Source organism: Sphingomonas sp. DMC6 (assembly GCF_056314225.1).
Genome location: NZ_JBQUYT010000003.1, coordinates 309,919 through 333,454, shown reverse-complemented (window position 1 = coordinate 333,454; position 23,536 = coordinate 309,919). Strand labels below are relative to the sequence as shown.

At 65.6% G+C, this 23,536-nt stretch carries 23 protein-coding genes and 1 other RNA gene; 3 read left to right on the top strand and 21 right to left on the bottom strand.

Translation table 11 applies throughout. The features are described 5' to 3' along the window. Positions 1-2: 2 nt before the first annotated feature. The 10 genes from ACT53M_RS08855 to queF form a co-directional block, all read right to left on the bottom strand. The gene (locus ACT53M_RS08855) at positions 3-737 is read right to left on the bottom strand and encodes an SDR family oxidoreductase (protein ID WP_476232782.1); all 735 of its coding nucleotides are present in this window, start codon (positions 735-737) and stop codon (positions 3-5) included. A gap of 186 nt (positions 738-923) precedes the next feature. After that, entirely contained in the window at positions 924-3,347 is a 2,424-nt protein-coding gene (pheT, locus tag ACT53M_RS08850; RefSeq protein WP_476232781.1) for a phenylalanine--tRNA ligase subunit beta, read from the bottom strand. Further along, positions 3,344-4,429, bottom strand: a complete 1,086-nt coding sequence (gene pheS, locus ACT53M_RS08845; protein WP_476233232.1) for a phenylalanine--tRNA ligase subunit alpha — start codon at positions 4,427-4,429, stop codon at positions 3,344-3,346. The genes pheT and pheS overlap by 4 nt, the downstream gene beginning before the upstream one ends. Before the next feature lie 90 nt (positions 4,430-4,519). Then, positions 4,520-4,867 (bottom strand): GIY-YIG nuclease family protein, encoded by a 348-nt coding sequence (locus tag ACT53M_RS08840; RefSeq protein WP_476232780.1) that lies wholly within the window; start codon positions 4,865-4,867, stop codon positions 4,520-4,522. Positions 4,868-4,999: 132 nt separating this feature from the next. Further along, entirely contained in the window at positions 5,000-5,623 is a 624-nt protein-coding gene (locus ACT53M_RS08835; protein WP_476232779.1) for a LysE family translocator, read from the bottom strand. Positions 5,624-5,710: 87 nt separating this feature from the next. Continuing rightward, complete coding sequence (gene rplT / locus ACT53M_RS08830) at positions 5,711-6,076, bottom strand: 50S ribosomal protein L20 (protein WP_116468113.1); 366 nt, start codon at positions 6,074-6,076, stop codon at positions 5,711-5,713. Positions 6,077-6,091: 15 nt separating this feature from the next. After that, a complete protein-coding gene (gene rpmI / locus ACT53M_RS08825) occupies positions 6,092-6,295 on the bottom strand; it encodes a 50S ribosomal protein L35 (RefSeq protein WP_010543145.1) in 204 nt (67 codons plus the stop codon). Positions 6,296-6,430: 135 nt separating this feature from the next. Further along, on the bottom strand, positions 6,431-7,714 hold the full coding sequence (locus ACT53M_RS08820) for a glycoside hydrolase family 130 protein (RefSeq protein WP_476232778.1): 1,284 nt from the start codon (positions 7,712-7,714) through the stop codon (positions 6,431-6,433). 48 nt (positions 7,715-7,762) lie between these two features. Continuing rightward, positions 7,763-10,033 (bottom strand): glycosyltransferase family 4 protein, encoded by a 2,271-nt coding sequence (locus tag ACT53M_RS08815; RefSeq protein ID WP_476232776.1) that lies wholly within the window; start codon positions 10,031-10,033, stop codon positions 7,763-7,765. A 140-nt stretch (positions 10,034-10,173) separates the two neighbouring features. Then, the gene (gene queF, locus ACT53M_RS08810; RefSeq protein ID WP_476233230.1) at positions 10,174-10,620 is read right to left on the bottom strand and encodes a preQ(1) synthase; all 447 of its coding nucleotides are present in this window, start codon (positions 10,618-10,620) and stop codon (positions 10,174-10,176) included. Between the two features lie 53 nt (positions 10,621-10,673). Between queF and ACT53M_RS08805 the strand changes: the two genes are divergently transcribed. Together ACT53M_RS08805 and metC are read left to right on the top strand one after the other, a co-directional pair. Continuing rightward, positions 10,674-11,504, top strand: a complete 831-nt coding sequence (locus tag ACT53M_RS08805; protein WP_476232775.1) for a sulfurtransferase — start codon at positions 10,674-10,676, stop codon at positions 11,502-11,504. Continuing rightward, on the top strand, positions 11,501-12,688 hold the full coding sequence (metC, locus tag ACT53M_RS08800) for a cystathionine beta-lyase (RefSeq protein WP_476232773.1): 1,188 nt from the start codon (positions 11,501-11,503) through the stop codon (positions 12,686-12,688). The genes ACT53M_RS08805 and metC overlap by 4 nt, the downstream gene beginning before the upstream one ends. Before the next feature lie 6 nt (positions 12,689-12,694). Here metC and ACT53M_RS08795 read toward each other — a convergent pair whose 3' ends face one another. Next, entirely contained in the window at positions 12,695-13,126 is a 432-nt protein-coding gene (locus ACT53M_RS08795; protein WP_476232771.1) for an RrF2 family transcriptional regulator, read from the bottom strand. A 59-nt stretch (positions 13,127-13,185) separates the two neighbouring features. On the opposite strand from ACT53M_RS08795, the gene ssrA reads away from it, so the two are divergent. Then, positions 13,186-13,532: a transfer-messenger RNA gene (ssrA, locus tag ACT53M_RS08790) on the top strand. Between the two features lie 53 nt (positions 13,533-13,585). Here ssrA and ACT53M_RS08785 read toward each other — a convergent pair. From ACT53M_RS08785 to ACT53M_RS08740, 10 genes are all read right to left on the bottom strand, one after another. Beyond that, on the bottom strand, positions 13,586-14,023 hold the full coding sequence (locus tag ACT53M_RS08785; RefSeq protein ID WP_476228431.1) for a hemerythrin domain-containing protein: 438 nt from the start codon (positions 14,021-14,023) through the stop codon (positions 13,586-13,588). 169 nt (positions 14,024-14,192) lie between these two features. Beyond that, positions 14,193-16,511 (bottom strand): polyribonucleotide nucleotidyltransferase, encoded by a 2,319-nt coding sequence (gene pnp, locus ACT53M_RS08780; RefSeq protein ID WP_476232770.1) that lies wholly within the window; start codon positions 16,509-16,511, stop codon positions 14,193-14,195. A 176-nt stretch (positions 16,512-16,687) separates the two neighbouring features. Then, positions 16,688-16,957, bottom strand: coding sequence for a 30S ribosomal protein S15 (gene rpsO / locus ACT53M_RS08775; protein WP_459117956.1), 270 nt, complete (start codon positions 16,955-16,957; stop codon positions 16,688-16,690). Between the two features lie 21 nt (positions 16,958-16,978). Then, entirely contained in the window at positions 16,979-17,944 is a 966-nt protein-coding gene (truB, locus tag ACT53M_RS08770; protein WP_476232768.1) for a tRNA pseudouridine(55) synthase TruB, read from the bottom strand. Between the two features lie 39 nt (positions 17,945-17,983). Beyond that, a complete protein-coding gene (locus ACT53M_RS08765) occupies positions 17,984-18,568 on the bottom strand; it encodes a thymidine kinase (protein WP_476232767.1) in 585 nt (194 codons plus the stop codon). After that, positions 18,568-18,957 carry a type II toxin-antitoxin system VapC family toxin gene (locus ACT53M_RS08760; protein ID WP_476232765.1) on the bottom strand — a complete coding sequence of 130 codons (390 nt, stop codon included), beginning with the start codon at positions 18,955-18,957 and terminating at the stop codon, positions 18,568-18,570. The genes ACT53M_RS08765 and ACT53M_RS08760 overlap by 1 nt, the downstream gene beginning before the upstream one ends. Next, positions 18,944-19,237 (bottom strand): AbrB/MazE/SpoVT family DNA-binding domain-containing protein, encoded by a 294-nt coding sequence (locus tag ACT53M_RS08755; protein ID WP_476232763.1) that lies wholly within the window; start codon positions 19,235-19,237, stop codon positions 18,944-18,946. Before ACT53M_RS08755 ends, ACT53M_RS08760 begins: the two co-directional genes overlap by 14 nt. Before the next feature lie 31 nt (positions 19,238-19,268). After that, positions 19,269-19,667 (bottom strand): 30S ribosome-binding factor RbfA, encoded by a 399-nt coding sequence (rbfA, locus tag ACT53M_RS08750; protein ID WP_476232762.1) that lies wholly within the window; start codon positions 19,665-19,667, stop codon positions 19,269-19,271. Positions 19,668-20,017: 350 nt separating this feature from the next. Further along, entirely contained in the window at positions 20,018-22,804 is a 2,787-nt protein-coding gene (infB, locus tag ACT53M_RS08745; RefSeq protein WP_476232761.1) for a translation initiation factor IF-2, read from the bottom strand. A 4-nt stretch (positions 22,805-22,808) separates the two neighbouring features. Beyond that, the gene (locus ACT53M_RS08740) at positions 22,809-23,513 is read right to left on the bottom strand and encodes a DUF448 domain-containing protein (protein WP_476232760.1); all 705 of its coding nucleotides are present in this window, start codon (positions 23,511-23,513) and stop codon (positions 22,809-22,811) included. Positions 23,514-23,536: the final 23 nt, after the last annotated feature.

Sequence of the window (23,536 nt, the reverse complement as noted above, 5' to 3'; positions counted from 1 at the left end):
GCTCAGGCCCCGCGATGCACCGCGAAGGGGCTGAATGCCTGGTTCACCGGCATTAGCTCGAGCGTGTTGATGTTGAGGTGCGGCGGCAGCGTCGCCACCCACAGCATCGTCTCGGCGATGTCCTCGGCGGTCATCGGGTTCACGCCGGCATAGAGTTTGTCGGATGCTTCCTGGCTGCCGGTGCGGACCAGCGTGAATTCCGTCTCCACCATGCCCGGCTCGATGGAGGTCACGCGCACCCCGGTGCCGAGCAGGTCGGCGCGCAGGTTCAGGCTGAACTGGCGGACGAACGCCTTGGTCGCGCCGTACACATTGCCGCCGGGATAGGGATAGGTCGCCGCCACCGACGACAGGTTGATGATGCCGCCCTTGCGCGCCACCAGCCCGGGCAGCAGCTTGCGGGTGATCGACACCAAAGCAGAGATGTTCGTGTCGATCATCGTTTGCCAGTTGTCGAGCGATGCCTGGTGCGCCGGCTCAAGACCCAGCGCGAGGCCGGCATTGTTGATTAGCAGGTCGATCTCGGCAAAGGGCGCGGGCAGCGCGTCCAGCGCGGCATCGCGTGCCTCTGCATCGCGCACGTCGAACGCCAGCGTATGCACGCGCTCGCTGGCCAGCTTTTCCAGTCGGTCGGCGCGGCGGCCCGTCGCGACGACATGCCAGCCGGCTTCCGCAAAGGCATGGACGGCAGCTTCGCCGATCCCCGAAGTAGCGCCGGTGACGAGAACGGTAGGCATGGGCGGGTCTCCTGATGTCGCGCCGCGGCTATGCGAGCTTCGCGATCAGGAGGCAACGCGCCGCGAGGGGAAAATCCCCCATGTTTGCGGTTCGGCGTCTGTTCCGCGCGGAGGCGCAGAAGCGCAGGGACGCCGGAGAGTCGATCCCCTGCGTCCCCTGCGCCTTTCTGCAAATCTGCCTTGCGCTCAGCCCCGTAGCGTCGCTCCGAGCTTTGCCGCTGCCGCGACGACCTTGTCGGCCACGGCCTTCAGGTCAGCATCGGTGAAGCTCTTCTCGCCCGGTTGCAGCGTCACTTCGATGGCAAGGCTCTTCTGCCCCTCCGGCACGCCTTGGCCGGTGAAGATGTCGAACAGCCGCGCATCGACGATCGTGCCCTTGTCCGCGCCCTTCACGGCGCGGACGAGATCGCCCGCCGCCAGCGCCGTCGGCACCAGGAACGCGAAGTCGCGCGTCACCGCCTGCAAGGCCGGCGGCGTGAAGGCCGGCCGCATGAAGCCGGTCGCCTTTTTCGCCGGTAGCGCGTCGAGATGGATTTCCACCGCCGCCACCGCACCGTCGAGATCGAAAGCCTTGAGCACGCTGGGGTGCACCACGCCGAAGCTGGCGAGGACGTTCTTCGGCCCCAGCCGCAGCGTCGCCGACTGGCCGGGGTGGTAGGCGGCACCAGCCTCGCCCATCACCTGCAAATTGGCGACCGGCGCGCCGGCAGCCTCGAGCAGCGCCAGCGCCTCGGCCTTGGCGTCGAATGCATCGAAGGGCTGGGCCTTGCCGGCCTGCCAGCCGCGCGCCGCCTTGGCACCGGCCAGCACCACGCCCAGCGTGAGTCGCTCCTTGTCCGCCAGATAACGGCGGCCGACCTCGAACAGGCGGACGCTGGTGGCGCCGCGCTTGAGGTTGCGTTCCGCCGCCGCCAGCAGGCCGGGCAGCAGCGACGGGCGCATGACCTTCATGTCCTCGCTGATCGGGTTGGCGAGCGTCCAGGCGCCGCCGCCGAACACGGCTGCCTGTGACTCTGGCAGGAAGCTCCAGGTGATCGCCTCGTTCAGCCCGCGCGCGGCGGCGGTGCGACGCATCCGGCGCTCGAGCTTCTGCTCGGGCGTGGCGGTGGGCGTCGCGACACCGGGCGTGCGCGGCAGCGGAGTCGACGGCACCTTGTCGATGCCGGCGATGCGGATCACTTCCTCGACGATGTCCGCCGGGCCGTCGATGTCGCGGCGCCAGCTCGGCGCCGTCACGCGGAAGGCTTCGAAGCCGTCGGACAGCTCGACCGGATCGCCATTGCCGTCGAGCGGCTGGACGGTGAAGCCGAGGCTTTCGAGGATATCGACCTGCTGCTCTGCCGGTACGGCAAGGCCGCCCAGCGTCTCGGCCAGCTTGGGATCGTAGCCGATCACCGCGCCGACCTTGGGCGGGGTGCCGCTGCGGGTTACTTCGCTTGCAGTGCCGCCGCACAGCGCCAGCACCAGCCGGGTCGCGATCGCCAGCCCCTCATCGAGGAATGCGGGATCGACGCCGCGCTCGAAACGGGTGCGCGCATCGCTGGTCAGCAGCAGCTTCTGGCCGGTGCGGGCGATGTGCTCGGGATCGAAATAGGCGCATTCGATCAGCACGTCGGTAGTGTCGTCCGAAACGCCAGAATGCTCGCCGCCCATGATGCCGCCGATGTCGTGCACCGCCGCATCATCGGCGATCACCGTCATCGAGTCGGTGAGCGTATAGGTCTTGCCGTTCAGCGCCAGCACGGTCTCCCCGTCCTTCGCCTTGCGCGCGACCAGCCCGCCCGAGAGCTTCGCCATGTCGTAGACGTGGAGCGGACGGCCAAGCCCGAACATCACGAAGTTGGTAATGTCGACCAGCGCGGAAATGGGCTTCTGTCCCACCGCCTTCAGCCGACGCTGCAGCCACTCGGGCGAGGGGCCGTTTTTCACGCCGCGTACTGCCTGGCCATAGAAAGCCGGGCAGCCTGCGCTGTCGTCGGTGCGCACGTCCGGCCCCACGCCCTGCGGCACGATCGTCGGCAGGTCCGCGACCACCGCGTCGAGCGGCTTGAGCGCGCCGAGGCCTGCTGCCGCCAGATCGCGGGCGATGCCGCGCACACCCATGCAGTCCTGGCGATTGGGCGTGATCGATACGTCGATCACCGGATCGTCGAGGCCTGCATAGTCGGCGAAGGCGGTGCCGACCGGCGCATCGGCGGGCAGCTCGATGATGCCTTCATGGTCCTCGCCCAGCTCCAGCTCGCGGGTCGAGCACATCATGCCGTTCGATTCGACACCGCGCACCGCGGCGACCTTCAGCGTCATGCCATTGGCCGGCACCACCGCGCCGGGCAGGCCGAGAACGCCAACCAGCCCCGAACGCGCGTTCGGCGCGCCGCACACCACCTGCAACGGGCCTTCGCCGAAATCGACGCTCAGCACCTGCAGCTTGTCCGCCTGGGGGTGGCGCTCGGCGGTCAGCACGCGCGCGACGCGGAAGCCGCTCAGCCGCTCGCCGGGGTTCTCGACGCCTTCGACTTCAAGACCGACCCGCGTAAGTGCCTCGAGAATCTCGGTCAGCGAGGCCTCGGTCTCCAGATGCTCCTTGAGCCAGCTCAGGGTGAACTTCATGCGCCGACTCCTCCGCTCAGCGTGGGCACGTCGAGCGCCGAGAAGCCGTAATGCTTGAGCCAGCGCAGATCGCCGTCGAAGAAGGCGCGCAAGTCATCCATCCCATATTTGAGCATTGCCAGCCGGTCGACGCCCGTGCCGAAGGCGAAGCCCTGCCATTCGTCCGGATCGAGCCCGCAGGCCTCGATCACCCGCCGGTGCACCATGCCGCTGCCCAGCACTTCCATCCAGCCGCCGCCGGGCGCGTCGCCGCTGCCACCGATCACGCGCTTGCCGTCCTTCCAGGTGAAGCCGACATCGACTTCGGCCGAAGGCTCGGTGAAGGGGAAATAGCTGGGGCGCAGGCGCAGCACGATGTCGTCGCGCTCGAAGAACGCCTTGAGGAACGTCTCCAGCGTCCATTTCAGGTGGCCAAGCGTGATGCCCTTGTCGATCACCAGGCCTTCGATCTGGTGGAACATCGGCGTGTGCGTCGCATCCGAATCCGAGCGATAGACGCGGCCGGGCGCGATGATGCGGATCGGCGGCTTCTGGCTCGTCATCGTGCGGATCTGCACCGGGCTGGTGTGCGTGCGCAGCACCATCTTCGGCTGCTCCCTCTCAGGGGAGAGGGCTGGGGAGAGGGGCATATCGGAAGCGGCGGCATCCTGCCCCTCTCCCCGACCCTCTCCCCGCGAGCGGGGAGAGGGAGCCATATAGAAGGTGTCGTGCATCGCGCGCGCCGGATGCGTTTCCGGAATGTTGAGCGCGGTGAAATTGTGCCAGTCGTCCTCGACCTCGGGGCCAGTGGCGACCGCGAAGCCGAGATCGGCGAAAATCTCGGCCAGTTCGTCCATGACCTGGCTGACCGGGTGGACGGAGCCGGGGGCGACGCCATCGACCGGCAACGTCATGTCCACCGTCTCGCTGGCAAGACGCGCATCGAGTGCGGCCTGCTCCAGCGCGGCCTTGCGCGTGGCGAGCGCTTCCGTGACGGCTTCGCGGCGCGCGTGAATCGCCGGGGCGACCGCCTGCCGTTCCTCCGGGCTCAGTTTGCCCAGCGTTTTCAGTTCAGCGGTGATGACGCCCGCCTTGCCGAGCATCTCGACGCGAATGTCTTCCAGCGCGGCAAGCGTAACGCATTGCCGAATACGGTCCAGGATCGCTTCTTGCGGGTCCAGCTCAGCCACAATTTACTCCGTCATCCCCGCGGAGGCGGGGATCCATTTTCCAGTCGGTTGCGGGGGCTCGAACCCTAGTCCGGTCGCAAGGTCAACCCATTGCGGGTTGCTGCGCTCGATCAGTGCCAGCTTCCAGTCCCGATTCCACTTCTTGATCCGCCTCTCCCGAAGGATGGCGGCGCTCATATCCTCATGCACTTCGAACCATACGAGGCGTGCAATATCGTACTCGGCGGTGAAGCCGGGCGTAACCTTCTCGCGGTGCTGGTACAGGCGTCCCAGCAGGTTGGAGGTCACGCCGGTGTACAAGGTGCCGTGCCGACGGCTCGCCAGGATGTACACGCACGGTTGCTTGTCCACGCCCTATCCCCCTCTGTTCGTCATTCCCGCGAAGGCGGGGATTCAACGCCCGTACCGATTCAGCAGGAGCCGCACCCGATGAGTCAATGGATTCCCGCCTTCGCGGGAATGACGGCTGGGGGCGCGGGAACGCTACACCCGGCTGCCCAGCAGTGCAGCACCGAAGGCGACGAACACACCCCCGGTGACGCGATTGAACATCCGTTGCCGCGCCGCCGGCGCCAGCCAAGCCGCGAGCGAGCGGCCGCCCAGCGCATAGACCGAGAACCAGAAAGCCTCGATCACCGCGAAGCTGGCAATCAGGATCGCCAGCTGCGGCAGGAACGGGCGGGTCACGTCGAGGAACTGCGGGAACAGCGCGGCGGCGAAGACGATCAGCTTGGGGTTGGACAGCCCCGTGCCGAGCCCGGTCAGGTAGCGCGCCCGCACCGACTGGCGCACCGGCACCGGTGCGTCGGCATGCGCCGCCTCCACCGGCGCGCGCCAGGCCTTGATCCCCAGCCACACCAGATAGGCTACCCCTGCGTAGCGCAGCACGTCGTACAGGCCCGGCGATGCCTTGAGCAGCGCACCTAGTCCCGCCGCCGAGGCGACCAGACAGAACAGATTCGCGCTCATCAGCCCCGCCGTCGTCGGCAGTACCCGGCCCGCGCCCTCTCGGATGCTCTGCACCATTACGTGGAGCATGTTCGGCCCCGGCGTCATCGACACGAAAAACACAGCCGTGACGTAGAGCCACCAGGTTTTCATCGTCATGGGATCGCCTCCCGCTTGGAAATCCAAGAAAAAGGGCGCCGAAGCCGCAGCTTCGACGCCCCATTTTCAGCTTGCTCGCAGAACCGCTCAGGCGGCCTGGGGCAGTGCCGCCTTCGCCTGCGCGATGATGGCGGTAAACGCCTCACCTTCGTTCATGGCGATGTCGGCCAGGACCTTCCGGTCCAGTTCGATACCGGCCAGCTTCAGGCCGTGCATGAACTGCGAATAGGTCAGGCCTTCGGCGCGGACGCCGGCGTTGATGCGCTGGATCCACAGGGCGCGGAAGCTGCGCTTCTTTACCTTACGGTCGCGATAGGCGTACTGGCCGGCCTTTTCGACGGCCTGGCGTGCGATGCGGATGGTGTTCTTGCGACGGCCATAATAGCCCTTCGCCTGATCCAAAATCCGCTTATGCTTCGCCTTGGTGGTCGTACCACGCTTCACTCGTGCCATTTTTCAGGACCTCCCTTACTTCAGGCCGTACGGCGCCCACGCCTTGACGTGTGCCACGTCGGCGTCGGCCAGCACGCTGGTGCCGCGGTTGGTACGGATATACTTCGAATTGTGCGAAATCAGGCGGTGGCGCTTGCCGGCGACGCCGTGCTTCACCTTGCCCGTGGCGGTGAACTTGAAGCGCTTCTTCACACCGCTCTTGGTCTTGAGCTTGGGCATTTTCGTCTCCTTATGGTTCGACGATTGCAGACAGCCTCGGCAGCCCTATTAGCCGGACGGTCCCTCGATCGCGGAAAGGCGGCCCCTTAGCGGAACGACGCCGGCAATGCAACCGCTGTGCGCTGCCGGCCGCGTTCAGTCCATCTGCGCGATCAGCGCCTTGATCGGCGTGAAGGCAAAGGCCACCGAACTGTCTGCCACACCGTACGGGATGAACAGGCTGTCGCCGTGGCGAATCGCGCCGCAGGTATAGACGACATTGGGAACATAGCCTTCGCGGTCCTGATCGGCGGCGGCCAGCAACGGCTCCTTCGATCGCGCCAGCACCTTCGAGGGATCGTTCTTGTCGAGCAGCGCGGCACCGATCGAATATTTGCGCATGGCGCCCACGCCGTGCGTCAGCACCAGCCAGCCGTCGTCGACCTCGATGGGCGGCCCGCAATTGCCCATCTGCACCAGCTCCCAGGGGAAGCGCGGCTTGATCAATATCTCCCCGCCTTCCCAGTGGGTGATGCTCTCGGAGGCGTGGAGGAAGATATTCTCGCCGTCCTGCCGCCCGAGCATCATGTAGCGGCCGTTCACGGTGCGCGGGAACAGCGCCATGCCCTTGTTGCGCGCGGCGCTGCCGGTCATCGGCACCAGGTCGAAACTGCGCCAGTCGCGGGTGCGCAGCAGCTCCGACTGGATCACCGATCCGTTATAGGCGGTATAGGTGCCGATCCATTCGGGCGTGCCGTCGTCATGGTGGAAATGGCAGATGCGCAGATCCTCCAGCCCGTTCGACTGGGCGCGGGTGATCGGGAAGATCACCGTGCCCGACAGCGTCGAATCGCGGTGGCGATAGACGCGCACCGGCCCCTCGGGCATCCGCTCCTCATTTTCGCGCGCGTCCGCGGCGGTGGCAAAGGGCGGCTCGGGGGCGAGGGTCAGCTCGTTCTGGTCGGTGATGATGCCTTCGCGGAACGCGACCGACGAAATATGCCCTTCGCCCACCGCGCGCAGCGACATCAGGATGCGCATGCTGCCGGGCGGCATGCCGCTCTGGTCGTAATGCGGCACGGCGCTGGGGTTCATCAGCGCGGCGGCGGCATAGCTGTATTCGTGGCAGAAATAGGCGCCGAGCAACTGCCGCTTCTCGTCACCGATCGTGCTGCCGTCGAGCTGGAGCAGCGCTTCGATCTCGTCATAGCGCGTCATGAACACGCGGCGCGTCTGCCAGTGGCGCGCCTCGAAATCCTTGAGCACCAGTTCGAGCTGCGTACGCGCCTCGCCCGGCGACAATGTCAGCACTTCCTGCACGATTCGCTCGGTACGGCTGGGCGCCTGCCCGTTCGACGCCCAGGCGATGTGGAATGGCCGCACCACCACACGCGAAGGGTCGGCCCGCAGCCTCAGGCTATGGTGGAACAGTTCGAGCATCGGCAACCCCCGGGCGACCCAGTCTTTTGGCTGCCGCCGATCCGCGGATCAGGCGACTGCCATTTCCGGTCCTGCCACGTTTTTTGCACGCATTGAAAGAGCTGAGATCGCGCAATTCGCCAACTGGAGTGCCAGAATCGACTCGGCGCCCTGGTTTCGGTTGAGGCCGGTGGGCATCAGCCCGTCGAAACAGCCGCCATCGGCCACCGTCGCTAGCGGCGTATCAAGGTCATTGGCGCCAAGATACCAGCGATAGGCGCGCATCGCCTCTTCCGCCCAGCGCGCTTCGCCGGTTACGTCATGCGCCGCCAGACAGGCGTCAATCGTCGCTTGTGCTTCCAGCGGCTGCTGGTCGAACGGCAGCGGATCGGCATAGGGTCGGCCGAAGCTTTCGGTGCCCACGGCGCGGAAGCGACCTTCGGGTGAGGTCTGGCGCGTGACGATCCAGTCGAGTGCGTCGAGGCCCACGGTCACGAAATCGCGACGGCCCAGCGCCTTTCCGGCGCGCAGCAGTGCTTCGGGCAGGCGGGCATTGTCATAGGCAAGCACGATCTCGAACCAGCGCCATTCGGGCCGGCGCGCCTGTTCGAGCAGCGCGATCAGCTCGTCGCCGAAGCGGGTGAGGATTTCGCGGGCGAGCGGGTGGCCCGGATGCGCCTCTGCCATCGCCGCAGCGCCGAGCATCGCAAAGGCGCGGGCGCGCGGGCTGCCCAGTTCGAGTGCGATCGACGCCGTTTCGTCGAACAGCACCGATGCCCAGTCGCGATGCTTCTGCGCGCGGGCGTCGCGGGCGGTGACGCCCAGCGCCCAGAGTGCCCGGCCGTTGGAATCTTCCGACCCTTCTTCCTCGCACCAGCTGCGGTCGAAGTTCATGAAGTTGCGGAACCGGCGCGTATCCGGATTCCAGGCGTGCTGGACGAAACCACCATAGACCGCCATCCATTTGTCGCGCACGGCCTCGTCGATTTCGTCGATCCGGCACATCAGGATCAGCGCGCGGGCATTGTCGTCGATGCAATAGCCGTGGCGGCGATCCGGCACCGAATAGATCGAATGCTGGAGCATTCCCGTATAGTCGCTCATTCGCTCGACCGCGCTTAGATCGGGGGCGAGCGGCGCCAGTTCGGCCGCAGTGCGGGCGATGCGCTGCGGCTTTTCGCCCAGAACCTGCTCGATTGCGCCGACCGCGCGTTCGGCCAGCCGCGCCCAAAGCATCGTCCGGCCGCGCGCATAGGCCCGGTCAGCCAGCGCCTGGCGCGCGGCCGTGTCGCCGAGCAGGCGTTTGATTTCGCGGGCGAAGGCGCCGCTGTCGCCGAAATCGACCAGCACCCCGTGTCCGTCCGCGAGAATCTCGGTGGCGTGGAAATAGGGTGTCGAGATCACCGGCTTACCCATGCTGACTGCGTAGGAAAGCGTGCCCGACGTGATCTGTGCAGGATTGGGGTACGGCGTGGCATAGATGTCCGCGGTCTGGAGATAATCGAGCAGCTCGTGCTGTTCGACGAACCGGTCGACGAACGCGACATGGTTTTCCAGCCCCAGATCTACGATCTGCGCCTTGAGCCGGTCGCGATAGGCCTCGCCTTCATGCGCGACCAGATTGGGGTGGGTGGCGCCCAGGACGACATAGAGCGCGTCGGGATGCGAAGCGGCGACCGCGGGCATCGCCTCGATCATCGTCTCGATGCCCTTGCTGGGCGCGAGCAGGCCGAAGGTGAGGATCACTTGCCGTCCCTGCCAGCCGAAGCGCGGCTTGAACGCGGCGGTTTCGGCAAAGGCACGGTCGGGCACGCCGTGCGGGATCACGACGATCTGGTTCGGGTCGACGCCGTGCACCCGCTCCAAAATCTCGCGGCCCTTCTCGGCCATGACGATCAGCGTCGAGGCGCGGCGGATAAGCGCTTCCATCACCCGGCGCTCGTCGGCGCTCGGTCGTTCGAGCACGGTGTGGAGCGTGGCGATCACCGGAATCGAGACACGGTCGGTCAGGGCGAGCAGCATCTCGCCGGCTGCGCCGCCGAAAATGCCATATTCATGCTGGATCCACAGCGCCTCGGCGCCGCTTACCTCGATCGCGCGAGCGGCATCGAGGTAGGCGGCGCGATCCTGCTGCGGGATCGCCCGCGTCACTTGCGGCGGATAGGCGTAATGGCCCGGCTTGTCGTCCATTGCATAGACGTCGACCTGAATAGCCGGATAGCGTTCGGCAAGTGCCGAATAGGTGTCGCTGGTAAAGGTTGCGATCCCGCATTTGCGCGGCAGAAAGTTGCCGATCAGGGCAAGATGCCGGATCCTCGGTTGAATCGGAGATCGTGCCATGGCTGACCTTTCGCTAATGCATCATCGATTCGGCCCGGTTTGGGCCTAATACTTTGATAAACTCCCGCTTTTCGAATCAGTTGCAGATGTGCTGCAATGCACCACGCTATACCCGCTCAGGCGGTCTGTAAATCTGGCGTTCAGCCGCGTCCGCGGTATCCGGGAACGCCCTGATCCGGCACCCAGATGTCCTCGGGTGCCTTGCCCGATTGCCAGAACACGTCGATCGGAATGCCGCCGCGCGGATACCAATAGCCGCCGATCCGCAGCCATTCGGGCTGCATCTCGCGGAACAGCCGCTCACCGATTCCGACGGTGCAATCCTCGTGAAAGGCGCCGTGATTGCGGAAGCTGCCCAGGAACAGCTTGAGCGACTTGGATTCGACGATCCGCTCGCCCGGCACATAGTCGATCACCAGATGCGCGAAATCGGGCTGGCCCGTGATCGGGCAGAGCGAGGTGAACTCGGGTGCTGTAAAGCGCACCAGATAGCGGCTGCCCGGCCGGGGGTTGGGCACATAGTCGAGCTCCGCTTCCTCGGGGCTGGCGGGCAGGGCGGATTGTTTTCCGAGATGCTTGGCGTCCATGCCCGCCATGTAGGCGTTTGCGATGCGGTTTCCATAGGGGTAGGACCGCCACCATGGACGGATTGATCAGCACGCAGGCGCTCGCGGCGCAGCTTGGTACGCCGGACCTGCTGGTCCTCGATGCCACCTATACCTCCACCATCCCCGGTGCGGCGAAGCAGGATCCGCGCGCGGAGTTCGAGGCCGGGCATATCCCGGGCGCGCGGCTGCTCGATCTCGACGCGCTGGTCGATGCCGACAATCCGCTGCCCTCGATGCTGCCGACGCGGGCCGTGTTCGAGGAACGTATGGCCCAACTGGGCGTGACCGGCACCACGCGCATCGTCCTCTATGACAACAGTCCGCACCATACCGCCTGTCGTGCCTGGTGGGTGCTGCGCATGTTCGGGGTGCATGCCGCCATTCTTGACGGAAATATCGGCCATTGGCGCGCCGAAGGGCTGCCGCTGGAGACGGGGCCGCACATCGCTACCCCCTCCAGCTTCAAGGCGGGCGAACCCGCCGCCCGGCTCCGCACCCTGCAGGATATGCGGACGACCCGCGAGCAGATCGTCGACGCCCGTTCGGCAGCGCGCTTTTCCGGTGCGGAGCCCGATGCGCGCCCGGAATGCGCCGCCGGGCATATTCCGGCGTCGAAGAACATTCCTTCGGGCCAGTTCTTTCAGCCTGACGGGCATTGGTTGCCGCCCGCGGCGCTGCAGGCGCTGTTCGACGATGCCGGCATTGACCTCACCAGGCCGCTGGTCGCCACCTGCGGTTCGGGCATCACGGCGGCGATCATCGTCTTTGCCGCCCATCTGCTGGGCCACGAAATTGCGCTCTACGACGGCAGCTGGACCGAATGGGGCGCGCATCCCGAAACCGAAAAGGCAGTGGGCGCATGAGCCAGGAAGACAAGGACGCTACCCGCGTCGTGCACGCGGGGCGCCGCCCCGAATGGACGCAGGGCATCGTCAACCCGCCGGTGTGGCGTGCATCGACGATTCTCTACGACAACATCGCCGAGATGCGCGAACGCGGCAGCGCCGATACGCATCACAAGCTTTATTATGGCCGGCGCGGCACGCCGACCCAGTGGTCGCTGGCCGATGCACTGACCGCGCTCGAGTCTGGAGCCGAGGCGACCTTACTCTATCCGTCAGGCGTGGCGGCAATTACCGCTGCATTGCTGGCGGTGCTTTCCCCCGGCGACGAAGTGCTGCTGCCCGACAGCAGTTACGAGCCGACCCGCGCGTTCGGCAATGGCATGCTCAAGCGCCTGGGCATCACGGCGACCTATTACGATCCGCTGATCGGCGAGGGCATTGCCGCACTGTGCAGCGAGCGGACACGGGCGATCCTTCTCGAAAGCCCGGGCAGCCTGACCTTCGAGGTGCAGGACATCCCCGCGATCGTCGGCGTGGCGAAGGCGCGCGGCATTACCACGCTGCTCGACAATACCTGGGCGGGCCCGCTGTTCTTCCCGGCGATCGAGAAGGGGATCGACTATACGATCCTGTCCTGCTCCAAATATGTCGTCGGGCATTCGGACGTGATGCTGGGCTCGGTCACGGCGGCACCGGGCCAGTATGAGCGGCTGCGGGCCACGACCTATCAGCTCGGCCTGTGCGCCAGCCCGGACGACGCCTATCTGGCTGCACGGGGGCTTCGCACGATGGAAGTGCGCCTCCGCCAGTCCGGTACGGGCGGGCTGAAGATCGCGCAGTGGCTGAAGTCCCGGCCGGAAGTGGCGCGGGTGCTACATCCGGCGCTTCCCGACTGCCCAGGGCACGACCTGTTCTTGCGCGATTTCCGGGGAAGCTGCGGCCTGTTCTCGTTCGTGCTGAACGGCGGGGACGAGGTGGCACGCACCGCGCTGATTGACGGTTTGCGCCATTTCGGCATCGGGTTCAGCTGGGGCGGTTATGAGAGCCTGGCGATCCCGGCCGATCCACAGCGCATCCGCACGATCGTGCCGTGGCAGGCGGAAGGGCCTGCGGTCCGTCTCTATATCGGTCTGGAAGACGCCGACGATCTGATCGCCGATCTCGAAGCCGGCCTCGCTCGCTTCACTGCCGCGCGCGGATAAGCCGGGTCAGGCCGCCGCCAGATCTTCCGCGACGGCATCGGCCAGGCTGGTGCCGTCGAGGATGCGGGCGGTTTCGTCACGCACCCGCGCCATTGCCTGGCGGATCGCGCAACTCGCTTCGTCCTTGCAATCGGTGCAGCGGCGATAGGCCGTGCGACTGACGCAGGGGACCAGCGCCAGCGGCCCTTCGATAACGCGGATGATTTCACCCAGCGAGATCAGGTGCGCAGGGCGGGCAAGTCGATAGCCGCCCATCTTCCCGCGCGTGGAGAACAGGAAGTTCGCCTCGCGCAGATCGGCCAGGATCAGCTCAAGAAACTTGCGCGGCACATTGGCCTCTGCCGCAATCCGGTTCATCGGAACCGGCGCGCCCGTGATGGGCTGTTCGGCTAGGAAGAGCATCGCGCGAAGCGCGTACCGGGAACGCTGCGTCAACATTACGCATCCTCCATGCCTATCGAATGCGGCACTGTGAAGGCCCTTACGCGCTTCAACCTGACCTTTTCATTAAGCGGAAAACCCCTATATGGGGGGTCTGCTGGGTTCGCCCGGCTATGGCGATAAACTGCGGCGTGCAATAGACGCAGCGGACCCGGGGGCAGTACCCGGCGGCTCCACCATAACCGGTGGTGTATCTGGACACCGTTTCTGACGGGGCCGAACCAGGATCGACGTGTGTTGAAAAGCGCTGTTTTCGCCCGGAGTGGGTCCACCGTGACGGCCCATTTTACAAGTGCCAACGATAACGAGGCGCTCGCGATTGCGGCCTAACCCGAGACCTCACGGTCTAGGTTAGATTGACAAAAGCGCGGTTGGACCACACCGGGCAACAGAAGTGGATTCCAGCGGCCGCCAGGGGGGCCGGGCAACAGAACCCCCTGGACCGTATCCGCGAACTTATCGCGCCGCGACTTGCGCTTTGGGCGAAGGTGAAAGCGCGCTGGCAATCAGCAGGTCTTCTTCCAGTTTCACGCGGTCGCGCAGGCGCGGCAGCATGGCGCGCGATGCCTCTGCGAAGCCACCCCGATCGGCGGCGATCGCCTCGGGCGTCCAGCTCTGCAGATAATCCTGCCAATTGGCCTTCAGCCGCTCGAACTCGTCGCGGACATTCTCCGCCGCGTCCTGGGAAATGCCGGGCTGCGCCGCCATCGCCAGCGTATAGATAGTCGCATCTTCGCGATCGAGATGGTCCGCCACTGCCTGCAGCAAATGGTTCAGTGTCATCGACAGCGTCTGCGGCGGCGCATCAGTGTCGAGCATGTCCGAAAGGCGTCGTGCAAGCACCTCGATTGTCTGATGATCATGCCGCAATTCGGTTATCGTCGCTCTGCTCATGAAGCCCTCCTGAGGTAGCCTCTTGCGCTCTTCGTGGACCAAAGGTCAGTCGGAATATCACCTATGGCCAGTGCAACGAATATTTATACATTACTCGCCGCTGAGTCGCACCTGTAAAGAAAAAAGGGCCCGATCGCTCGGGCCCTTTTCTATGCTTCGGTGATCGCGATCAGTCGCGGTCACCGGTCAGGAATGCCGGCAGGCCGACATCGCCGCCGTCTTCCTTGTCCTCGCTGCGCTCGCGGCGCGGCTTGTCGCCACGGTCGCGGCGCGGACCGCGATCGCCACCGCGGCCGCCTTCGCGACGGCGGTCGCCGCCGCGATCGCCACGATCCCCCCGGTCGCCGCGCGGCTCGCGCGGTTCACGGGCCGGGCGGGTGTCTTCCAACTCGGCGCCGGTTTCCTGATCGACGACGCGCATCGACAGGCGAACCTTGCCGCGCGGATCGATCTCCAGCACCTTGACCTTGACTTCCTGGCCTTCGCTCAGGACGTCGGCGACCTTCTCTACGCGCTCGTTCTTGATTTCCGAGACGTGGACCAGGCCGTCGCGGCCGCCCATGAAGTTCACGAAGGCGCCGAAATCGACCAGGTTCACCACCTTGCCGGTGTAGACCTTGCCCACTTCGGGTTCCTCGACGATGCCGAGGATCCACTTCTTCGCGGCTTCGATCTGGTCGAGGTCCGACGAGCTGATCTTGATGATGCCCTCGTCGTCGATGTCGACCTTTGCGCCGGTGGTGGCGACGATTTCGCGGATCACCTTGCCGCCGGTGCCGATGACGTCGCGGATCTTCGACTTGTCGATCGTGATCGTCTCGATGCGCGGCGCGTGGGCCGAGAGCTCGGTGCGGACTTCGCCGAGCGCCTTGTTCATCTCGCCGAGGATGTGCGCGCGACCTTCCTTGGCCTGGTTGAGCGCCGCCTCGAAGATCTCCTTGGTGATGCCGGCGATCTTGATGTCCATCTGCATCGTGGTGATGCCCTCGGACGTGCCGGCGACCTTGAAGTCCATGTCGCCCAGGTGATCCTCATCGCCCAGGATGTCGGACAGGATCGCATAGTCCTTGCCCTCGAGGATCAGGCCCATGGCGATGCCCGAGACCGGACGCTTGATCGGCACGCCGGCGTCCATCATCGCGAGGCTGCCGCCGCACACCGACGCCATCGACGACGAGCCGTTCGACTCGGTGATGTCGCTCGTCAGGCGGATCGTGTAGGGGAAGTCTTCCTTCGACGGCAGCACCGGGTGCAGCGCGCGCCATGCCAGCTTGCCATGGCCGACTTCGCGACGGCCCGGCGCGCCGAAGCGGCCGACTTCGCCGACCGAATAGGGCGGGAAGTTATAGTGGAGCATGAAGCTCTGGTAGCTGAGGCCGTTCAGGCCATCGATCATCTGCTCCGCGTCCTTGGTGCCGAGGGTGCAGGTGGCGATGGTCTGGGTCTCGCCGCGGGTGAACAGCGCCGAACCGTGCGCGCGCGGCAGGAAGTGCGTTTCCGCCTCGATCGGACGGATCTGCGTGGTGGTGCGGCCGTCGATGCGCTTACCGTCCTTCAGGATGGCGGTGCGGACGATCTCCGCTTCCAGCTTCTTGGTCAGCTTGATGCCGGCCATGACTTCCTGCGGGGACAGGCCGTCCTCGGTGAACTGCGCCTTCGCCTTGGCACGCGCCTCGTTGAGCGCGTTCGAGCGGGCCGACTTGTCGGTCAGCTTGTAGGCGGCGGCAATGTCCTTGCCGATCAGCTTCTTGATCTTGTCCTTGAGCTTGGCATTGTCGTCCTGCGACGCCATTTCCCACGGATCCTTGGCGGCCTGCTCGGCGAGCTTGACGATCGCCTTGACCACTTCGCGGCACGCATCGTGCGCGAACAGCACCGCGCCGAGCATGACCTCTTCCGAAAGCTCCTTGGCTTCGGATTCGACCATCATCACTGCGTCATAGGTGGCGGCGACGACGAGATCGAGCTCGCCCTCGGCAACCTGCGCGTCGGTCGGGTTGAGGATGTATTCGCCGTTGATGTAGCCGACGCGGGCCGCGCCGATCGGGCCCATGAACGGCACGCCCGACAGGGTGAGCGCTGCCGAGGCGGCGATCATCGAGAGGATGTCGGGCTCGTTCTCGCCGTCATAGCTCAGCACCTGAGCGATGGCGTTGATCTCGTTGTAGAAGCCTTCCGGGAACAGCGGGCGGATCGGGCGGTCGATGAGGCGGGAGACGAGCGTTTCCTTCTCGGTGGCGCCACGCTCGCGCTTGAAGAAGCCACCCGGAATGCGACCGGCGGCCGAGAATTTTTCCTGATAGTGGACGGTCAGCGGGAAGAAGTCCTGGCCTTCCTTCACGCTCTTCGCAGCCGTGACGGCGCACAGCACCACGGTTTCGCCGAGGGTCGCGATCACCGCGCCGTCGGCCTGACGGGCAACCTTGCCCGTTTCGAGAGTCAGCGTCTTGCCGCCCCACTCGATCGATACAGTCTTCTTGTCGAACATTTCGTTTCCTTCACTCCCCGGTGCCAATCACGCGGGGGGCCTATGCGTGAGCCGATTGTGGCTCGTGGGACCGACCGTATTGCCGGATCCCCCGTCTGCCCCGGCACCTGCCGGGACTGCCGGTGCGTTATCGCACCGGAATGACAAAAAGGCGACCCGAAGGTCGCCTTTCCGTGTTACTTGCGAAGACCCAGCTTCGCGATGAGATCGGTGTAGCGGGTCGCGTCCTTCTTCTTCAGATAGTCGAGAAGGCTGCGGCGCTTGTTGACCAGCATCAGCAGACCGCGGCGCGAGTGATTGTCCTTCGCGTGGGTCTTGAAGTGCTCGGTCAGGTTAGCGATGCGCTCCGAGAGGATCGCGATCTGCACTTCGGGGCTGCCGGTGTCGCCCTCTGCGCGGGCGTGTTCCTTGACGAGCGCGTCCTTGCGCTCCTGCGTGATCGACATGCGTTTTCCTTCGACATCATGCTACAGGTTGAACCCGCGAACGACCCGGATGCATCCGGCCTCTGCCTCTACCAGCGCGACCGGGGTTTCTCCCGAAAGCGCGAAATGGAGGCCATCGTCTGCGGCAATCCCGACCAAGACCTGTCCCTGACGGAGCAGCCCTGCCTGATCGGGGGAGAGGGATAGAGCCGGGATGTCGTCCAGCCCCGCCCTCAACGGCAGGAGAATGTCTTCAAGGCGCCGCTCCTTAGCGGCACGGGCAAGAAAGTCCAGCGAAATCGCCTGATCGAGCGTGAACGGCCCGGCCTTGATCCGGCGCAGATAGGTGACGTGGCCGACGCTGCCCAGCGCAATCGCGATGTCGCGGGCAAGGCTGCGGATATAGGTGCCCTTGGAGACATGGGCGCGCAGGGTGATGTGCTGGATATACTCGTCGCCCTCACCCTTCCCTCTCTCATCGCGAGAGGGAGGGAGCGGCGAGGCCGCGGAAGGGTGAGGGTGACCGATCTCTGGCGCCGCTACTACCTCCAGCCTGTGAATCGTTACCGCCCGGCTCTTCAGCACCACCGCTTCCCCGGCGCGGGCAAGGTCATAGGCCCGCTCGCCATCCACCTTCAGCGCCGAATAGGCCGGCGGCACCTGTTCGATCGGGCCGGTGAAGCGCGGCAGCATTGCAGCGAGCTGGGCGTAGGTAGGCCGCATCGTGGATTCGGCCACCACCTTCCCCTCGGCATCCAGCGTGTCCGTCTCCACCCCGAGCTGAATGGTGAAGTCGTACACCTTGTCGCTGTCGAGCATCCGCCCGGCGAGCTTGGTCGCCTCGCCTAGCGCGATCGGCAGTACGCCCGACGCGAGCGGATCGAGCGTGCCGCCATGGCCGACCTTCGCCTTGCCATAGCCGCCCTCGCGTAGCGCGCGTTTCACTGCGCTCACGCCCTGCGTCGAGCCGAGCCCCAATGGTTTGTCGAGAATGATCCAGCCATGCATCGCGCGTGGCTTACGCCGGTCGGTGCGGAACGCAACCGTTCAGCCGATCGCGCCGCGTCGTTCGGTGAAATGGCGGCGGCAGAGTGCGACATAGCGGTCGTTGCCGCCGATCTCGCGCTGCTCGCCTTCGCGCACCGCCCGCCCTTCGGCATCGACGCGCAGGTTCATTGTCGCCTTGCGGCCGCACTCGCAGACTGATTTGATCTCGACGAGCGAGTCAGCGAGCGCGAGAAGTTCTGCACTGCCTTCGAACAGCACGCCGCGGAAATCGGTGCGCAGCCCGTAGCAGAGCACGGGAATTTCGTCCTCGTCGGCCACTGCCGCCAATTGGCGAACCTGCTGCGCCGACAGAAACTGCGCCTCATCGACCAGCACGCAGGCGAGCGGCGCGGCGAAATGCGCATCCTGGATAGCTGCGCGTAGATCGCTATCCGCCTCGAAGGGAATCGCATCGGCATGGATGCCCAGGCGGGAGTCGATCACGCCATGCCCGCCGCGATCGTGGGCGCCGGCGGTGAACAACAGCGTGCGCATTCCACGTTCGCGATAGTTGAAATCGGCCTGGAGCAGCGTGGTCGATTTCCCTGCGTTCATCGAGGCATAGTAGAAATAGAGCTTGGCCATCAGGCGAGCGTCTCGATCGAAACGGGTGGGTTCGGACCGGCGGCGCGCTCGATCGCCCGATCGAAAGTCGCGAACATGCTGGCTGGGCCTGCGGCCAGCAAATGGAGCATGTCCGTAAGGTCTGCGCCTTGCGAAAACCGATCCAGTGCCCAGACGAGCGCACCAGCGTCCTCAACCTGGACAGTCGGGAGGTCGATCAGGTCGCGCAAGGCCTGCGCAACCGCGTCTATGGGTTGGCGATAGCGCGACCGCAAAAGCCATTCGAGTTCGAGGAGCACGCTGTTCGATATATAGACATCACCGCGCAGTACCTCGGTTGCGATCGCGGACTGGAGCGGATCGTCGCCAATCAGAAAGCGCGCGAGGACGTTCGTATCAACCGCGCGCACGATTGTCCCGCGCGGCTGCGGCGCGGGCGGCAGCTTCTCCAATTGCGTCGTTCATATCGTCGATGCTGAGCGCAGGCCCATCATATTGCAGCTTCGCGCGAATGGCGCTGGCAATCTCGTCGAATGAGCGGCCCGATTTGGTCGCAATGGGCCGCAACACGATCGAAGCGCCGCTGCGCACGACCTCCAACTGCTGACCGGGCAGGAAGCCAAGCGCGTCCCGAACTTCTTTCGGGATCACAACCTGGCCCTTTGCCGAGAGAGTCGTGGTGGCATTCATGCTGGTAAGATGTGTCTTACCGACATCGGTGTCAATCGCTGCCCTCGCCGAGATCGCGTGCGACGTTCGGCGCGCGGAGCAGCTTGTCGATATGGCTGCCTTCGTCGAAGCTGTCGTCCGACAGAAACTTCAGCTTCGCGGCATATTTCATCTTCACCCGATGCGCGACTTCGCGCTGGAGAAAGGCGGTGTTGGTGCGCAGCGCCTTCAGCACCGCTTCCTCGTCCTTGCCGAGCAGCGGCTTCACGAACACGGTCGCGTGGCGCAGGTCCGGGGACATGCGCACTTCGGTGATCGAAACCATGTGGCTCGCCAGCACCTCGTCATGCACGTCACCGCGCTGGAGAATGTCGCTGAGGATATGGCGCACCTGCTCGCCGACGCGCAGCACGCGGACGGAGCGGGTCTCTTCGGTTTCGTTGTGGCGCATCTTGTGATTCTGACCGGTTTTCGCTATGTGAGAGACACTGCAACTGTGGCTGTTGGCAAGACGTCACCTTCTGAGCCCGGGTGTTCCAGCGCCCGGGCTCAAATCATTTTGGGCTCCCAGCGTTCCAGCACCGGGAGCCCGCACTGGGTTACCTGCGACTCAACTCGATGAGCTTAGCCACTAGCCCGAGCAACGCGACGATGAATGTCGCGAAACCCAGAACCAGACCTGCAACTACTTCTATTGGCACATGAACCACCTCCCATTCGGCCGCAGGGGCACCCGAAAGGGAAGCGTATCACAGGCCAGGGCGCCAAGGAACAAAAAGGGTACATTGGCGCCCCGCCCTACTACAGCGTACGTTCGCGCAGCTCGACTTCGAAGGTTTCCAGATAATCGCCCGGCTTGATGTCGGTGAAATTCTGGGTGAACGTCACACCGCATTCCAGGCCGGCGCGAACTTCTGCGACATCATCCTTGAACCGGCGCAGCGAATTGATTTCGCCCTGGTAGATGATGACGTCGTTGCGCGTGATGCGCGCCTTGAGCGCCTTGCGAATGAAGCCGTCCACGACCAGCAGACCGGCCGCCTTGCCGTGCTTGCCCGCTGAGAAGACTTCCTTGATCTCGGCGCGGCCGACGACCGTTTCGAAGGCTTCCGGACCCAGCTCGCCGGCCATACCGGCGCGGATCTCGTCCGTCAGGTCGTAGATGACGTCGTAATATTTCAGCGCCACCTTGTTGCGATCGGCGATTTCGCGCGCCTTGGCATTGGGACGGACGTTGAAGCCGATGATCGGCGCGCCGCTGGCACCGGCCAGCGTCACGTCGCTTTCGGTGATGCCGCCGACGCCCGAATGGAGGATGCGCACCTTGATCTCGTCGGTCGAGATCTTGTTGAGCGCCCCCACGATCGCCTCGACCGTACCCTGCGTGTCGGCCTTGACGACCAGCGGATATTCGATCGCCTGCTTTTCCTTGAGCGCGGAGAACATGCTCTCGAGGCTGGCCGGCGCCTGGGTCGTGCGCTTCTGGAGCAGCACGCCCTGGCGATATTCGGCGACCTCGCGGGCACGTGCTTCGCTTTCGACCACTTGCAGCGGATCGCCCGCCATCGGAACGCCCGAGAGACCGAGCACCTCGACCGGCATGGCCGGCCCGGCTTCCTTGATCTGGCGACCCTTGTCGTCGATCATCGCCCGGACCTTGCCGCTCTCGGCACCCACGACGAACACGTCGCCGACGCGCAGCGTGCCGCGATTGACGAGGATCGTCGCAACCGGTCCGCGGCCCTTGTCGAGCTTGGCCTCGACCACCGTGCCTTCGGCGGGGCGATCGGGGTTGGCGCGCAGTTCAAGCAGTTCGGCCTGAAGCTGGATCTTCTCGACCAGTTCGTCGAGGCCGGTCTTCTTCAAGGCCGAAACTTCGACGTCCTGCACCTCGCCGCCCATCTGTTCGACGATCACCTCATGTTCAAGCAGGCGTTCGCGGACCTTTTGCGGATTGGCGCTGTCCAGATCGACCTTGTTGATCGCCACGATCATCGGCACGCCGGCCGCCTTGGTGTGGTTGATCGCCTCGATCGTCTGCGGCATCAGCCCGTCATTCGCCGCCACCACCAGCACGACGATGTCCGTGACATCCGCGCCGCGCGCGCGCATTTCGGTGAAGGCTTCATGGCCTGGCGTGTCGAGGAAGGTAATCCGCGACTTGTCCTTCAGCGTCACCTGATAGGCACCGATATGCTGGGTGATGCCGCCGGCTTCGCCGCGCACCACATCGGTGCCGCGCAGGGCGTCGAGCAGCGAGGTCTTGCCGTGGTCGACATGGCCCATGATCGTCACGACCGGGGGCCGCGGCAGCAGCTGATCGACCGGATCTTCGGACGTATCGATCTGCAGGTCGATGTCGCTTTCGCTGACGCGCTGCACGTTATGGCCGAATTCGGTGACGAGCAGTTCGGCGGTGTCCTGGTCGATCGTCTGGTTGACGGTGACCATCATGCCCATCTTGAACAGGGCCTTCACGAGGTCGGCGCCCTTTTCGGCCATACGGTTGGCGAGTTCCTGCACGGTGATCGCCTCGGGGACGACCACATCGCGAACCTGCTTCTCGCGCGACTGCGACTGGCCGCCGAACGCACGGCGATGCTCCTTCTCGCGGGCGCGCTTCAGCGCGGCGAGCGAGCGGGCACGCGCACCATCGTCGCCGCCCAAAGCGCGGGTGACGGTCAGCTTGCCCGACTGGCGACGGTCATCGCCCTTGCGGTCGCGCTGCGGCTTGGCTGGTTCGGCACCCGGGCGGCGTGCCGGGGTGCCGGGCGAGGCCGGGCGTGCGGCGCCGGCGGCTGCGGGCCGTGCGGCACCGGCAGGTGTGCCCGCCGGACGGGCAGCCTGCGGTGCAGCGGCCTGGGGCTGCGCAGCTTCGGGTTCGGGCTTGGGTGCGGGCTTCGGAATCTCCGGGCGCTGCACGGGCGTGAAGCGACGCGGCGCCGGCAGGCCGGCGTCGAGCTGCAGTGTGATCGGACGCGGCGGCGCGGGCGGCGCCTTGGGCGCGGGCTTCGCGGCTGCGGGAGCCCGCTCTGCGGCGGAGGCCGGCGCGGGCGCCGCTTCCGCAGTCGGAGCAGGTGCGGCTGCCGGTTCGGGCGCGGGTTCCGGCTGGGGCGCGGGTGCTGCCTCGACCGGCTGGGCGGTTTCCGCTTCGGCACGGGCACGCTCTTCGGCGCGACGGCGCTCTTCCTCGGCGGCCTCGGCACGCTCGCGCTCTTCACGACGGCGCGCTTCCTCCAGTGCCTGCATGCGCTGTTCTTCCGCCTCGCGCAGCAGCTTGGCCTGGCGTTCCTGCGGGGACAGATTGTCCATCGCCGGGCGCGGCGCGGGTGCCGCCGGACGCGGCCCCGCTTGCGAGGCGCGAGCAGCCGGAGCAGCAGGGGCGGGCGCAGGCGCGGGGGCCGGCGTCGCTTCTTCCTGCGGCGCACCCTGTGGGCCGAGAACACGGCGGCGCTTCACTTCCACGACCACGGTGTTGGAACGGCCATGGCTGAAGCTTTGCTTCACCTTGCCCGTCTCGACCGTGCGCTTCAGTCCCAGCGGCGCGCGCATGCCCAGTTTCGGCTTGTCGTTTTCGGTGTCGCTCATGCGGCTACTCAAGTTCCTCAAAGTGTACGTCGTTCAATGGCACGCCGGACGGAAATGCCGATGCGCCTTGCGAGGCTGTTTCGCAAGGCACAGGAGCAGTCTCGAGTCCGATAAAATTCAGCCAGCGGTTGAGCGCTTCGCTCGTCCGCTGCGCCGCCCGGGCGTCGGTCAGGCCAGCATGTACCACATTTTCGCGGCCAAGCGCCAAGGACAATATGGTACGTGACAAGGGCAATGTTAAGCCCTTGAGTGCAGAACCTTCGCGATCCGATCCCACGCGCCATGCCTGGGCCAGCCGGCGGCTGCCATCCTCGCCCGCATCGGCGGCGTGGAGCAGCAGGTGGAGCCGGCCGCTGCGGGCGGCCTTTTCGATCCGCTCGGCGCCGATCACGACATGGCCGGCCTTCGCCTCCAGCCCCAGCCGGTCGAGCGCGGCGCGCTCCAGCTGGGTGGCGATCCGATCTTCCAGATCGTTGGGAATGCGGATGTCGCCGGTGCGCAGGCTGCGCGACAGCGCGGCGCGCAGCCGCCCCTTGTCGCGCGATGCCGTCAGCTCTGCCTTGTCGACGGAAATCCACGCGCCGCGACCGGGGGCCTTGGCGCGAATGTCGGGCAGCACTTCACCCTCGGGCGACAGGACAAGCCGGATCAGCCCGTTGCGCGGCGCTTCTTCCCGCGACAGGATGCAGGTGCGAACTGCGTCGCTCATCGGCCCCTCCCGTTACCGGCAGG